General features: G+C 67.6%; 14 protein-coding genes. 5 read left to right on the plus strand and 9 right to left on the minus strand.

Annotation, left to right across the window (positions count from 1 at the left end):
• Positions 1-2: 2 nt before the first annotated feature.
• The 5 genes from RU09_RS04525 to RU09_RS04545 all read right to left on the minus strand — a co-directional run bounded on the left by RU09_RS04525 (position 3) and on the right by RU09_RS04545 (position 4,030).
• Positions 3-896 (minus strand): carbohydrate ABC transporter permease, encoded by an 894-nt coding sequence (locus RU09_RS04525; RefSeq protein ID WP_197065957.1) that lies wholly within the window; start codon positions 894-896, stop codon positions 3-5.
• Positions 889-1,848 (minus strand): carbohydrate ABC transporter permease, encoded by a 960-nt coding sequence (locus tag RU09_RS04530; protein ID WP_042537968.1) that lies wholly within the window; start codon positions 1,846-1,848, stop codon positions 889-891. The genes RU09_RS04525 and RU09_RS04530 overlap by 8 nt, the downstream gene beginning before the upstream one ends.
• Before the next feature lie 6 nt (positions 1,849-1,854).
• On the minus strand, positions 1,855-3,126 hold the full coding sequence (locus RU09_RS04535) for an ABC transporter substrate-binding protein (RefSeq protein ID WP_042537970.1): 1,272 nt from the start codon (positions 3,124-3,126) through the stop codon (positions 1,855-1,857).
• A 155-nt stretch (positions 3,127-3,281) separates the two neighbouring features.
• Positions 3,282-3,641 (minus strand): fluoride efflux transporter FluC, encoded by a 360-nt coding sequence (locus RU09_RS04540; RefSeq protein WP_042537972.1) that lies wholly within the window; start codon positions 3,639-3,641, stop codon positions 3,282-3,284.
• Positions 3,638-4,030 (minus strand): fluoride efflux transporter FluC, encoded by a 393-nt coding sequence (locus RU09_RS04545; RefSeq protein ID WP_042537975.1) that lies wholly within the window; start codon positions 4,028-4,030, stop codon positions 3,638-3,640. Before RU09_RS04545 ends, RU09_RS04540 begins: the two co-directional genes overlap by 4 nt.
• Before the next feature lie 86 nt (positions 4,031-4,116).
• On the opposite strand from RU09_RS04545, the gene RU09_RS04550 reads away from it, so the two are divergent.
• Complete coding sequence (locus RU09_RS04550) at positions 4,117-5,646, plus strand: FAD-dependent oxidoreductase (protein WP_042538316.1); 1,530 nt, start codon at positions 4,117-4,119, stop codon at positions 5,644-5,646.
• Between the two features lie 3 nt (positions 5,647-5,649).
• Here the strand turns inward: RU09_RS04550 and RU09_RS04555 are convergent, their stop codons facing one another.
• From RU09_RS04555 to RU09_RS04565, 3 genes are all read right to left on the minus strand, one after another.
• Positions 5,650-6,474 (minus strand): nitroreductase family protein, encoded by an 825-nt coding sequence (locus RU09_RS04555; RefSeq protein WP_042537977.1) that lies wholly within the window; start codon positions 6,472-6,474, stop codon positions 5,650-5,652.
• Positions 6,475-6,478: 4 nt separating this feature from the next.
• Complete coding sequence (locus tag RU09_RS04560) at positions 6,479-6,853, minus strand: hypothetical protein (RefSeq protein ID WP_042537978.1); 375 nt, start codon at positions 6,851-6,853, stop codon at positions 6,479-6,481.
• Between the two features lie 206 nt (positions 6,854-7,059).
• The gene (locus tag RU09_RS04565) at positions 7,060-7,848 is read right to left on the minus strand and encodes a MerR family transcriptional regulator (RefSeq protein ID WP_042537982.1); all 789 of its coding nucleotides are present in this window, start codon (positions 7,846-7,848) and stop codon (positions 7,060-7,062) included.
• A gap of 140 nt (positions 7,849-7,988) precedes the next feature.
• Here RU09_RS04565 and RU09_RS04570 point away from each other — a divergent pair, with 140 nt between their 5' ends.
• The 3 genes from RU09_RS04570 (at position 7,989) to RU09_RS04580 (ending at position 12,143) form a co-directional block, all read left to right on the plus strand.
• Positions 7,989-10,475 carry a glycogen/starch/alpha-glucan phosphorylase gene (locus RU09_RS04570; protein ID WP_042537984.1) on the plus strand — a complete coding sequence of 829 codons (2,487 nt, stop codon included), beginning with the start codon at positions 7,989-7,991 and terminating at the stop codon, positions 10,473-10,475.
• A gap of 202 nt (positions 10,476-10,677) precedes the next feature.
• The gene (locus RU09_RS04575) at positions 10,678-11,520 is read left to right on the plus strand and encodes a DUF4097 family beta strand repeat-containing protein (protein ID WP_042537987.1); all 843 of its coding nucleotides are present in this window, start codon (positions 10,678-10,680) and stop codon (positions 11,518-11,520) included.
• Positions 11,517-12,143: a PadR family transcriptional regulator gene (locus tag RU09_RS04580; protein WP_042537989.1), complete on the plus strand. Its 627-nt coding sequence runs from the start codon at positions 11,517-11,519 to the stop codon at positions 12,141-12,143. The genes RU09_RS04575 and RU09_RS04580 overlap by 4 nt, the downstream gene beginning before the upstream one ends.
• 160 nt (positions 12,144-12,303) lie before the next feature.
• Here RU09_RS04580 and RU09_RS04585 read toward each other — a convergent pair whose 3' ends face one another.
• Positions 12,304-12,846 (minus strand): universal stress protein, encoded by a 543-nt coding sequence (locus RU09_RS04585; RefSeq protein WP_042537991.1) that lies wholly within the window; start codon positions 12,844-12,846, stop codon positions 12,304-12,306.
• A 149-nt stretch (positions 12,847-12,995) separates the two neighbouring features.
• Here RU09_RS04585 and RU09_RS04590 point away from each other — a divergent pair, with 149 nt between their 5' ends.
• Positions 12,996-13,184 carry a DUF3073 domain-containing protein gene (locus RU09_RS04590; RefSeq protein ID WP_042537993.1) on the plus strand — a complete coding sequence of 63 codons (189 nt, stop codon included), beginning with the start codon at positions 12,996-12,998 and terminating at the stop codon, positions 13,182-13,184.
• Positions 13,185-13,211: the final 27 nt, after the last annotated feature.

Below are 13,211 nucleotides of genomic sequence, written 5' to 3' on the forward strand. Positions count from 1 at the left end.
GGTCAGCCCTTCGATCCGCTGAAGGCGATGCCCTGGATGAACTGCCGCTGCAGGATCATGAAGGTGACCAGCATCGGCAGGGTCGCGAGCAGCGCTCCTGCCATCAGCACCGGGTAGTCGGTGCCGTGGATGCCGACGAGCTGCGAGAGCCCGACCGACAGCGGCATCTTGGCGGGGTCGGTCGTCACGATCAACGGCCAGAGCAGATCGTTCCAGGACCACAGCACAGTGAACACCACGAGAGCGATGATGCCAGGCTTCGCGAGCGGAACCATGATCCGCCAGAAGGTCTGCCACGGATTCGCTCCGTCGATGCGGGCCGCCTCCTCGAGTTCGGCGGGCATCGACATGAAGAACTGGCGCATCAGGAACGTGCCGAATGCACTGAAGATGCCGGGCACGATCAGCGCCTGCAGAGTGTTCAGCCACCCGAGCGCCTGGATGATCTCGTACTGCGGCAGCAGGTACAGCTGCGAGGGGACCATCAGCACCGACAGGAAGACCACGAACAGGGCGTTGCGGCCGGGGAAAGGGATGCGGGCGAAGGCATAGCCAGCCATCGTGCACAGCACGACCTGCCCGACCGTGCGCCCCACAGTGAGCAGCACCGAGTTGGCGAACATCTGCGCGAAGGGCATCGACTCGAAGACCTCGCCGAAGTTCGTGAACACCCACTCGCGCGGCAGCAGGCTCGGCGGCACCTGCACCGAGTCGGACAGCGTCTTGAACGAGGTCAGCAGCTGCCAGATGAACGGGAAGACCATGAGGATCGCGCCGACGAGGAGCACGACGTGGACGATCCAGAGCCCCCTGTTGCGAGGCTTTCCGGGACGGGCGGCCGAGCGACCGGTCGGAGCGCCGACGATGGCACGCGTGTCGAGCGAGACGTCACTCATAGTGCACCCACTTCTTCTGCAGACGGAACTGCACGACCGTGAGCACGAGGATGATCACGAGCAGCAGGAAGGCGATGGCGGCGGCGTACCCCCGGTCGTTGTCGAGGAACCCCGCTTCGTAGAACAGGTAGACGACCGTGCGGGTGTTGGGCATGGCCGGGTTGCTGCGGCCGAGCATCATGTAGATGAGGTCGAACACCTGCAGCGCGCCGATCACGCTGATGACACTGACGAAGAAGATCGACGGCGACAGCAGCGGGATGGTGATGGAGAAGAACTTGCGCACCGGTCCCGCACCGTCGAGGTCGGCCGCCTCCATGATCGTGTCGGGAATGCCCTGGAGGCCGGCGAGGAAGATGACGATGTTGGTGCCGAGACCCGCCCAGATGCCGACGACCGAGATGGCGACGAGGGCGGTGTTCGGGTCGGTGAGCCAGCTGCGACCCTCGATGCCGACCGAGCCGAGGGCTGCGTTGAGCACGCCGTAGTCGCCGTTGTAGATCATGCGCCACACCAGCGCGATCGCGGCGGGCATCGTCACGACCGGGATGAAGTAGAGCGTGCGGTAGGCGCTGCGCCCCTTGAGCCCCGCGGTGTTCAGCAGCGCGGCGATGCCCACGGCGAGCGGGATGCCGATGAGGGCGATGACCGTGTAGAGCGCGGTGTTGCGCAGGGCGCCGATCAGCTCGGGGTCTTGGAACAGGCGGGCATAGTTCTCCATCCCCACCCATTCGGAGCCGCCGAAGGGGCCGGACTTCGTGAAGGAGATGATGAGCGTGCGCACCGTCGGCCACAGGTAGAAGACGGCGATGCCGAGTGCGGTCGGCCCGAGGAAGACGAGAGCCCACCACGGGGAGGCACCGGGATTGCGTCGCCGGCGGCGGATGCCGGGGCTCGAGGCCTCCGGCATCCGCTCTGCCTGGGCGCGCGTGGGTGACGCGACGACGGTCATGTCCGGTTACTCCTGCTCGGCGTCCAGCGCGGTCTGCATCTGCTCGGCCAGGTCCTTCAGGCCCTCTGCGGGGGCGACGGCGCCCGACCACACCTGCGAGAGCACCTCGCTCTCGATGCTGGTCCACGCGGACGTGCTCTTCGAGACCGGGTAGGGCACCGCGGAATCGAGCGCGTCGATGTAGACCTGCAGGTCGTACTGCGGCAGTGCGTCGACCCACCCCTGCTGGGTGCCGTTGAACGCGGGGATCACCGTGCCGGTCTCTGCCTGGATCTCGGCGGCCTCCTCGCCGCTGGCGAAGGCCGCGAACGCCTTGGCCTCTGCGACGTGCGGGCTCTTCGCGTTGGCGACGTTGCCCACGCCGTGGATCACGCTCTGGTTGCCGTCGGGGCCCTCGGGCAGCGGCGCCACGTCGACCTTGTCGGCGATGTCGGCGTTGTCTCCGTAGGCGATGGCGGCCCACGAACCGTTCTGGAACATGGCGACCTTGCCCGAGAGGAAGAAGTCCTCGGGGTTGGTGTCGGTCATCTGCTGCGCTGTCGGCGAGGAACCGGCCTCGATGAGGTCGGTCCACAGCTCGATGCCGGCGAGCGCCTCGGGCGAGCCGTAGCCGCTCTCGGTTCCGTCTGCCGAGATGACCTCGCCACCTGCCTGGGCGATCGAGTTGTAGAAGTTCTCCTGCCCGTACTGGCTGGCTGCGACACCGAACTGCCCCGTGGCAGGGTCGGTCAGCGCGGCGGCCGCCGCGGTGAAGTCATCCCAGGTCCAGCCTGCGCTCGGGTACTCGACGCCGGCCGCGTCGAAGAGCTCCTTGTTGTACCAGAGGGCGACGGTGTCGAAGTCCTTGGGAGCGCCGTAGAGCTTTCCGTCGAAGGTGTAGAGGTCGATGAGGCCCTGCGGGTAGTCGGCGGCATCCACCCCCGCATCGTCCAGCGGCGCGAGCTGGCCGTTCGAGGCGTAGAGCTGGAAGTTCGGGCCGTTCATCCAGAACACGTCGGCCGCGGATCCGCCGGTGGCCGCGGTCTGAAGCTTGGTGAAGTACTCCTTGTAGGGCGTCACCTGAATGTCGATCGTGACGTTCGGGTTCTCCTTCTCGAACGCCGCGGCGATGTCCTCCATGGCGGGCTTCTGGTTCTCGTCCCAGATGGCGTAGCTGAGGGTGACATCGCCGCCGGACGAGCTCTCGCCCCCGGCCGACGACGAGCAGGCGCTGAGCGCGAGGACGGCTGCCGCAGAGGCGGCGAGGGCGCCGAGGGCGCGGGGGGAAGTGCGGGGCATCGGTGTCTCCTTCGACGGGTGCAGGGGATCGTCGCTGCGTCGGATTCTCGTGTTAAACGATTAGCAGTTAAACGATTAGCAAGGAGACTAGCCCGGTGCGGACGATCGGGTCAAGCATGAATCTCACTGCGAGGGGGGGCAGACCCGCGTCGTCGTCAGAGCATCGAGCCGAGCGCGATCCCCAGCCCTGCCGCGAGCAGACCGAGCAGCAGCATCCCCACGGCATTGAATGCGGATGCCGTTCGCTCGCCGTCGCGCCACAGCGCGACCGTGTCTAGCATCGCCGTGCTGAACGTGGTGTATCCCCCGAGCAGACCGGCTCCGAGCAGGAACGCGCCGTCAGGAAGCGCCGCGGTGATGACGCCCAGTGCGAACGACCCGCTGAGGTTCACGAGGAGTATGCCCCACGGGAAGCGCCGACCCGCGACCCTCGCGACACCGAGGTCGACGAGATAGCGCAGCGCTGCTCCCACGCCTCCGGCGAGTGCGGCTCCGATGAACAGCAGCGGGCTCATGCGGCTGCTGCTCCGTCGAGGCGGGCGGGCGGACGAGGTCGGCCGAGACGCAGCCCCGCCGCGGCCGCGGCAAGGCCGAGAACGAGACTGGCCGCGGCGTAGACGAAGGCGAGCAGCGGAGCATCCGCCCAGAGTTCCACCGCACCGGTCATGAACGCGCTGTAGGTCGTGAAGCCGCCGAGCACGCCGGTGCCGAGGAACACCCGCAGGCCCGTGGTCTGCGGCAGCCGAGCGGCGAGGATGCCGATCAGCAGCGCCCCGAGCACGTTGACGGTGAGGGTGGCGACCGGGAAGCCTCCGGCATCCGGAATCCAGAGCGCGACCGCGAGCCGCGCCGCCGTGCCGATGCTGCCTCCCGCGAAGACGAGGAGGAGGCTGCGGAGAGTCACGCGACAACTCTAGCCGCGCCATTGCAACGCATCCGCTGATTGTCAACCGGGTGTGGTTGCGCGGCGTCGGGGCGAAGACTGACGCCATGAAGCCACTGTGGAAGCTCGACCGGACCCCGCCCATCGGCACACCGTTCGATCCCGGCGCACGGCACGACGTGATCATCGTCGGTGCGGGCCTCACCGGCCTCACCACCGCAGTCATGCTCACGCGCGCGGGGCTCGACGTGGCGGTGATCGAGGCGGGGGAGGTCGCCGAGCTGGCGACCGGCGGCAACACCGGCAAGCTCACCCTGCTGCAGGGCAAGCGGCTCGCCGAGATCCGCAGGCATCACTCCGCTTCCCTCGTGCAGGCGTACGTCGAAGGCAACCGCGAGGGCATGGACTGGCTGGTCGGCTTCGCCGACTACGCGGGCGTCTCGTACGAGCGGCGAGCCGACCACTCCTACGCGCAGGATCCGAACGGCGTCGACTCGGTGCGCGAGGTGCACGAGGCGGCGCGCGAAGCGGGCCTCGCGACCAGGATGCTCACTCGGGAGGAGCTCTCGGAGGCGGCATTCCCCGTCGTCAGCGCCGTCGCGCTCGACGACCAGGTGACCATCGACCCTGCGCTCGTGACGCAGGCGCTCGCCGAGGAGCTGCTCGCGACCGGCGGCACGTTGCACACGGGAACCCGGGTCACCGCCACCCACGTCCTTCCCGAGCCGCGCGTCGAGACCCCGGTCGGGCCCATGTTCGCGGAGCACATCGTGATCGCGACGGGCTATCCGATCCTCGACCGCGGGCTGTACTTCGCGAAGATGCGCGCCTTCCGGTCTTACTGCGTCTCGTTCCGCGTCGCAGGCGACGTGCCGGAGTCGACCTTCATCTCGCTCGACTCCCCCAGCCGGTCGATCCGTCCGGTCTCGCCCGCCGACGGCCCCGGCGGCACGGCGCAGCTCATCGTCGGCGGCAACGGGCATCCGGTCGGGCGCTCCGACAGCGAGGCCGCCGCGGTCGACGATCTGATCGACTGGACGAAGCAGTACTTTCCGGATGCCGAGGAGACACACCGCTGGTCGGCGCAGGACTACGAGTCGCACAACCAGATCCCGTTCGTGGGCGCGATGCCGCGAGGATTCGGCAGCATCCGCTTCGCGACCGGCTACGCCAAATGGGGGCTGTCGAACGCGCCGGCCGCTGCTCTGCGTCTGACCGCAGAGATCCTCGGCGCCAACTGGCACGATCGGCCGTCATGGATGGTCAAGCTCGGCACGAGGCTGACGGTGCCGGCCGATCTCGCCCGAGGAGCCGCAGAAGGAGCGAAGGTGGCGGCCGCCGCGACGAGCGGATGGGTCGAGGCCGAGCGCAACCCCGTGCCGGTTCCGAAGCCAGCGGAGGGCGAGGGTGTGGTCGCCAACCGCAGCGGACGCCCGGTCGGAATCTCGACGGTCGACGGAGTCACCCGCGCGGTCTCGGCCGTCTGCCCGCACCTGGGCGGAGTGCTCGACTGGAACGATGCCGAGTGCACCTGGGACTGCCCGCTGCACGCCTCGCGGTTCGCCGCCGACGGCACCCGCATCGAGGGCCCGGCGCTGCAGGATCTGAAGGTCCTCCCCCGCAAGAGCGGGGGCTGACGCTCAGCTCGTCGGCGGGGCGCCCGCACCCGGCGGCGGCGCGTCCCAGCCCTGCTGGGGCTCGTCGCAGTTCTCACGGAACACATACTGCGAGGCGAGCTTGCGCTGATGGCTCGACCAGTCGATCGCCGGGCGGCGCTGCTCGGGTGGCAGATAGCCGAGGCGGTAGACCGCCATGAGCTCGAGGTCATCGGGCACATGGAGCAGGTCGATGATCTCCTCCCACCGCCCGGGGACCTCCATCGGGAACGAGATGAACTGGATGCCCATGCCGAGCTCGACCGTGGTGAGCCAGACGTTCTCCATCGCGGCGCCCATGCTGAACACCGAGTAGAACGACGAGAGCTGGCCGGGCCGGTACTCACTGCGATCAAGCATCACACCGAGCAGCAGCGGCGAGCCGCCGACCAGCTTGTGGTTCTCCTCGCCCAGGGTCTTGGGCACCCCGAACGTGTTCATCAGCTTCTGGCCGCGCTTGGTGAACACCTGGCTCGTGAACGGGCGGAGCGCTGCAGGGAGCTTGTCGAACAGCATCCCGCTGCGCTTCTCTTCCATCTCGGCCTGGCTGAACCGGAAGTACGGCTTGTAGCGCTCGAAGAACGTCCCATTCGACATGGCCTCGGTCATGCTCTCGCCCGAGATGCGCGCGATCTGATCGATGGTGTCGCGGTTCTCGATGACCACGAACCGCCACGGCTGGCTGTTCAGCTGCGAAGGGGCACGACCGGCCGCCTCGAGCAGGATGCGCTGATGCTCCTCCGACACCGGGTCGGGCAGGAACGGCCCGTTCGTGGTCTTGCGGCGGCGGATGGCGTCGAGCAGTTCCATGCGTTCACTTCCGGTCGGTGGCGAGGCGCGAGCAGATGAGGCCCGCGACGATGAAGGGGGCCGCGGCGAGCGCGACGAGCGGATGCCGTCGGCTGTGCGTGCCCAGGTAGGGGATGGCGGCGAGGGGAGCGGCGGCGGGCGCGAGCGCCAGGGCGGCGCGGCGGCTCGCATGCGTCGGCCGGCCCCAGATGATCGCCGAGAACGCGGCGGCAGCGGTGGCGCAGGTGGCGACGTAGATCGCATGGTGCAGCCAGCGGAAGTTGCTCGTGTCGATGACCTTGGCGGCGACCGCCGTCCCGAGGGCGACGTTCGCGGTGTAGGCGACGGCCGCCGCGGCGAAGAGCGGCGCGGCGTCGGTGCGTCTGCGGCGGTGGCCCATGACCCGACCCTACGCCCACCCCCGGCATCCGCTCTCGGCCTTGCCCTGGTGTCTCGATCTGTGCAAAGCGGGGCGTCTCGTCGCTCCCCGGTCGTTGAGCGAGCACGGCGAAGCCGAGCGAGACGAAACGCCCCACCGAAACGAGACCGGCCCACTACATTTCGTCTCCGTCGACTCCGTCGTCGTCGCTCAACGACCGGGATGGGTCACAGGTTGCCGTCCGCGTAGATGCGGAGGGCGTCGCGGACGAACTCCGCTCCCTGCGTGCCGCCGGCCGACGTCGCGTAGTTCGCGCCGAAGCGCGGGTCGGCGACGTACATCTCTCCGAGCCCGATCACGTATCCCTTCACGTCACCACCCGGCACGGCCGCGGGGGTTCCGGGGATGCCGGTGAGCCACTCGACGTGGCGCCGAGCGACATCCTGAGCCTCGGCGGATGCCGGGTCGATGCCGCTCTCTGCGGCGGCGATCCAGTCGCGACCGAGGTCGGACACACGCTGCTGCCAGTCGGCGCGCTCGGCATCGGTCATCCCGCGCCACCAGCGGTCGCTGTCGGCGTAGGCCTTGCGACCCCAGCGCTCTTCGACCTCCTCCTTGTACTGGGTGTGGTCGAAGCCGTCGAACATGTTCTCTGCCATGAGTTCTTCACCTCCTTTCAGTGCGTTGATGGTGTTCTCGACCGACGCGATCTGCCGCGCCAGCCGGTTCTGCTCCTCGCGCAGCAGCGCGAGGTGTGTCTCGAGAGCGGACTCCTCGCTCTGCCGCGCATTCACCGGGTTCAGCACCTCCGCGATCTGCGGCAGACCGAGTCCGAGCTCACGCAGCAGCAGGATGCGCTGCAGGCGCACGAGCGCGGCCTCGTCGTAGTGGCGATAGCCGTTGTGCGCGATGCGCGAGGGTGACAGCAGGCCCACGTCGTCGTAGTGACGCAGCGTTCTGCTGGTGGTGCCCGCGAGTCGGGCGATCTCCTGGATCGACCAATCACGACCGGTCATCGAGTCCTCCTTCCGTGGATCCGTTCTTCGATATCTCCACGGTAGAAGTTGACGTTGCGTCAAGGTCAAGCTTGCTGCCCAACCGATATTCTTCATCCGCGCGTCACACGAATCGGCTCGTCGCTCGCTACGGTCGTCTCGTGCCCGAATCACACTCCCCTCTGCATCCGCTCGCCCTCGCTCCCGTGATCGCTCCGCCGAGCACTGCGGATGAGTTCGTCGAGCGCTTCCTGCACAACCTCAACTTCGACCGCGGCGTCGCGCTGTCGGCATCCAGCGCGAATGACCGCTATCTCGCGCTCGCCCACACGGTGCGCGAGTACCTGATGGCACGCTGGCTCGAAGACGTGCGGCACCAGAAGGAGGTGCAGGCGAAGGGCGTCTGCTACCTCTCGGCCGAGTACCTGCTGGGCCGTCAGCTCGACAACAACCTGCTCGCGGCCGACCTCACCGAGGTCGCCGGCGAAGCCCTGGCGTCGTGCGGCGTCTCGCTCGACGAGCTGCGCGCGCACGAGGTCGAGCCAGGTCTCGGCAACGGCGGACTCGGGCGCCTCGCCGCCTGCTTCATCGACTCGCTCGCCACGATGGCTGTGCCGAGCATCGGCTACGGCATCCGCTACGAGTACGGGATCTTCCGTCAGACGTTCGTCGACGGTCAGCAGGTCGAGCAGCCCGACGCCTGGCTTGCGCTCGGCTCCCCGTGGGAGTTCGCGCGACCCGAAGACGCGCAGACGATCGCGTTCGGCGGCCACACCGAGAAATACGACGACGACGGCGTCACGCGCAGCCGGTGGGTCCCCGCGTGGAACGTGCAGGCCGTGCCCTACAACTACATGGTCCCCGGATTCCGGAACGGCCGCGTCAACACCCTCCGGCTGTGGAGCGCGGTCGCCACGAGCGCCTTCGACCTGCGCATCTTCAACTCGGGCGACTACGAAGAGGCCGTGCGAGCGCAGACGTTCGCCGAGAACATCTCGAAGGTGCTCTACCCCGAAGACTCCACCCCGCAGGGCAAGGAACTGCGCCTGCAGCAGCAGTACTTCTTCGTCGCCGCATCCATCCACGACTTCCTCGACAACATGCTCGCCGACGGCTTCGACCTGGCGAACCTCCCCGAGCGCGTGATCTTCCAGCTCAACGACACCCACCCGGTGATCGCGGTGCCCGAGTTCATGCGCGTGCTCATCGACGAGAAGCACCTCGAGTGGGATGCCGCGTGGGCGATCACCCAGCAGTGCTTCGCCTACACGTGCCACACTCTGCTTCCCGAGGCGCTCGAGGTCTGGCCGGTCGAGCTGCTGGGCAGACTGCTGCCGCGCCACCTCGAGATCATCTACCGCATCAACGACGAGTTCCTCGTGGCGGTGCGCGAGCGCTTCGGCGACGACGAGATGCTCGTGCGCAACATGTCGATCATCGCCGAGCATCCGGAGCGCTCGGTGCGCATGGCGTACCTCGCGACCGTCGCCGGCGCGAAGGTCAACGGCGTCGCCGAGCTGCACTCGCAGCTGCTTCGCGAGAAGGTGCTCAGCGACTTCGACGCGTTCTTCCCCGGCAAGTTCACGAACGTCACGAACGGCGTCACCCCGCGTCGGTTCCTGCGTCTCGCGAACCCCGAGCTCTCGTCCCTCATCACCGCGGCGATCGGAGACGGCTGGACGACTGAGCTCGAACGGCTGCATGAGCTCGAGCCGTTCGCCGACGATGCCGAATTCCGCTCGGCGTTCGCCCGGGTCAAGGCCGCGAACAAGCGCCGCCTGAGCGAGGTGCTGCGCGAACGGGACGGCGTCGAGATCAGCGACGGCCACATGCTCGACGTCATGGTCAAGCGTCTGCACGAGTACAAGCGCCAGCTGCTGAAGGTGCTGCACATCGTCACCACCTACGAGGGCGTGATCTCGGGGCGCATCGCCGTGTCTGACGTCGTGCCGCGAACGGCGATCTTCGGCGCGAAGGCCGCGCCCGGATACGCGATGGCGAAGCGCATCATCCACCTGATCAACGCCGTGGGCGAGGTGGTGAACACCGACCCGCGACTCGAGGGTCGACTGAAGGTCGTCTTCCCGCCGAACTACAACGTGACTCTGGCCGAACGCGTGATCCCCGCCGCCGACCTGTCGGAGCAGATCTCGCTCGCCGGCAAGGAGGCGTCTGGCACCGGCAACATGAAGTTCGCGCTGAACGGCGCGCTCACCATCGGCACGGATGACGGGGCCAACGTCGAGATCCGCGAGCTCGTCGGCGACGACAACTTCTATCTCTTCGGCATGAGCGAGCCCGAGGTCGAGGCGCTGAGCACTCGCGGCTATCGGCCGCAGGAGTTCTACCAGGCCGATGACGGCCTCCGTCGGGCGCTCGACCTGATCGCATCCGGCGCCTTCTCTCGCGGCGACCGCTCGGTGTTCGAACCCGTCGTCTCGAACCTGCTCTACGAGGACCGCTTCATGGTGCTCGCCGACTATGCGACGTACATCACCGCGCAGGATCGGGTGGATGCCGCATACGCCGACCAGGATTCCTGGACCCGCTCCGCGATCCTCAACGTCGCCCGCACCGGGTTCTTCTCGTCCGACCGCTCGATCCGCGACTACATCGACCGCATCTGGCACACTCCACCCCTCGTCTGAGGTCGCCGTTTCCGCACCCCACCCGTACCGTTTGCAGGACCGAAGCACGACTGCAGGACCATCTCCCCCGAACCGTCCTGCCAACGTGCCCGGATCCTGCAGACGGCCCGCGACCAAAGACACCCTTGACAAGATCGAGATATATCGTGTTACTCTTGCCACACACGATATATCGTGTTCCCTCGAACCAGGAGAAGCAGACATGACCGAGAAGTGGCTCATCGCCCCCGGCGAAGAACGCGTCATCGACATCGAGAACGTCACCCGGCTGAAGATCGGTCTGGTCGGCGGTCAGGTCGATGTCATCGCACACGACGAACCCGGCATCCGCATCGAGGTGCACGGTGTCACCACCAAAGACCTCCGCATCGAGGCGAACGACGGCGAGGTCGAGATCGACCACCCGCAGCTCGGCTGGGACAACTTCCTCGAGGTGTTCCGCAACTTCGGCTCGGGCGGCCCCAAGGCCGAGGTCAGCGTCGCCGTGCCCCGCTCGATCGCCCTGAACCTCGGCGTCGTCAGCGCCGGAGCTCTCGTCTCGGGCATCCGCAACGACGCCCGCCTCAACACCGTCTCGGGTGACCTCATCGTCGACACCCTCATCGGCGACCTCACGGTCAACTCGGTGTCCGGCGACGTGCAGGTGCGCGGCCTCACCGGCTCGATCAACGCGAACAGCGTCTCGGGAGATGTCGCCGTCACCGGCACCATCCGCCGCGCCACCGTCGACATCGTCTCGGGGTCGACGCTGGTCGACGCCGCCGGCGACGTGAACGCCATCAACGTCAACTCGGTCTCCGGCGGCACCACCGTGCGCCTCGACGAGTCACTCGCCGCGAACTACGTCGTGCGCTCGCTGAGCGGACGACTGCTGATCGACGGCGTCGAGCGTGGCTCCTCCGGGATCAACAACTACACCGGCTCGACCGGTGAGCTGGCCGGACGTTTCGTCGACCTGCGCGCGAACTCCGTCTCGGGCGGCGTCACGGTCCTTCGCCGCACGCCCAGCTCGATCGAGAACGACCCCGAATGGGAGGAAGCATGAGTCCCGCAGTGTTCTCCCACGGCGATCTCAGGCTCTACCTGCTCTCGCTGCTCGCCGAGGCGCCCCAGCATGGCTACGGCATCATCCAGGCTCTCACCGATCGCACGGGAGGCACCTACACGCCCAGCGCCGGCACCATCTATCCGCGGCTCGCGAAGCTCGAGGAGGAGGGTCTGGTCAGCAAGACCGTCGACGGCCGCACCACGATCTACGCGATCACGGATGCCGGACGCGCCGAGCTCGCGTCACGCGAGGGCGACCTCGCCGGCATCGAGGCGGGTCTCACCGACTCGGTGCGACTGATCGCCAACGAGGTGCGTCAGAGCGTCAAGGAGGCCATGAAGAGCCTTCGCGCAGACCTGGCCACGGCTGAGAAGGACGACCGCGCCGCATCCAAGTCCCGCCCGCGCACCGCGGGCGACGACGAGCGCACCGTCACTCGCGAGGAGCTGCACCGAGCGGATGCCGTCATCAACGCCTTCCGCGCGCGCGTGCGCACCGACCTCCGCACTCACGTGGCGAAGGGCGGCACTCTGCCGGCATCCGTCGTCACGCAGCTGGAGGACGGGCTGGATGCCGCGGCCCGAGGGATCACGACCGCTCTGGCATCGCTCGGGCGCTGACCTCACCCCGTCGCACGTCCGAAGCCCCTCCCGTCACTCGACGAGAGGGGCTTCTGTCGTGCGGTGGGCTGGCGTCTTGCCGGTTGGCTGGGCCGTCCGGGAAGACGCCAGCCGTGCGGCGATCGGCCAGCCATCCGAACCGGAAGGGGTCGGCCGAGACCTACTCGGTCCAGATCTCGGGCTGAGTGTCGGGAACCGGGTCCTGCAGGGGCACGACGAGCACGGGCCTGTGCTGGCGATGCGCGAGGCGGGCGGCGACGGATCCCGTGAAGAACTCGCGGATCGACTCGCCGATGCCACGTTTGCGTGTGCCGACGACGATCAGCTGGGCGTCGAGCTTGGTGGCGAGCTGCTTGATGGCGAGGGCAGGGTCGCCGACGAGCTGGCGGGCCGTCCACGTCAGGCCTGTGCCGTCGAGCGCCGCAGTGGCTTCGGCCTGCACGGCCTCGAACTCGGCTGCTCCGGCGTCGATGTTGATGTCGATGGGCGCCGAGTGCACATAGCCATCGGGATCTTCGTAGGTGACGAAGCGGGTGACGTCGACGTGGGCCACCACGAGAGGCACCCGGAGGAGCCGCGCGAACCGCGCTGCTTCTTCGATCACCCGCGTGGGCTGCCCCGGCTGCATCCCGACGATCACGGCGTTCTGCAGTGTCGCGTTCTGTGCGGCCTCGTCGGTGGGCGTCGAGGTGTTGTCGGTCATGAGGATCGCTCCCTTCACCAGCTGCCAACGGGCCAGTGCGGTCTGGCCGCGTGCTATTCTGAATGCTACTCTTACCGGCCCTCAGCCGGTGTCGTGAATGACTCGGGCAGATGGTTGCCCGCAGCTTAACTCGTGAGGGGGTCTCAGGCATGGGCCGTGGCCGTCAAAAGGCGAAACACACCAAGATCGCCCGCGAACTGAAGTCGTTCAGTCCGTCGGTGAACTACTCGGCGCTCGAGCGCGAACTCGCGCACCCGAGCGACGCTGAAGACGCATATGTCGACAAGTGGGCCGACGAGTATGCAGACGAAGACGAGGACGAACTCGAAAAGGCCTGACCGCCGATTCGATCGTCGTCGACTCCC

The sequence above is a fragment of the Microbacterium sp. MEJ108Y genome, from assembly GCF_000834175.1.
GTDB lineage: Bacteria > Actinomycetota > Actinomycetes > Actinomycetales > Microbacteriaceae > Microbacterium > Microbacterium forte.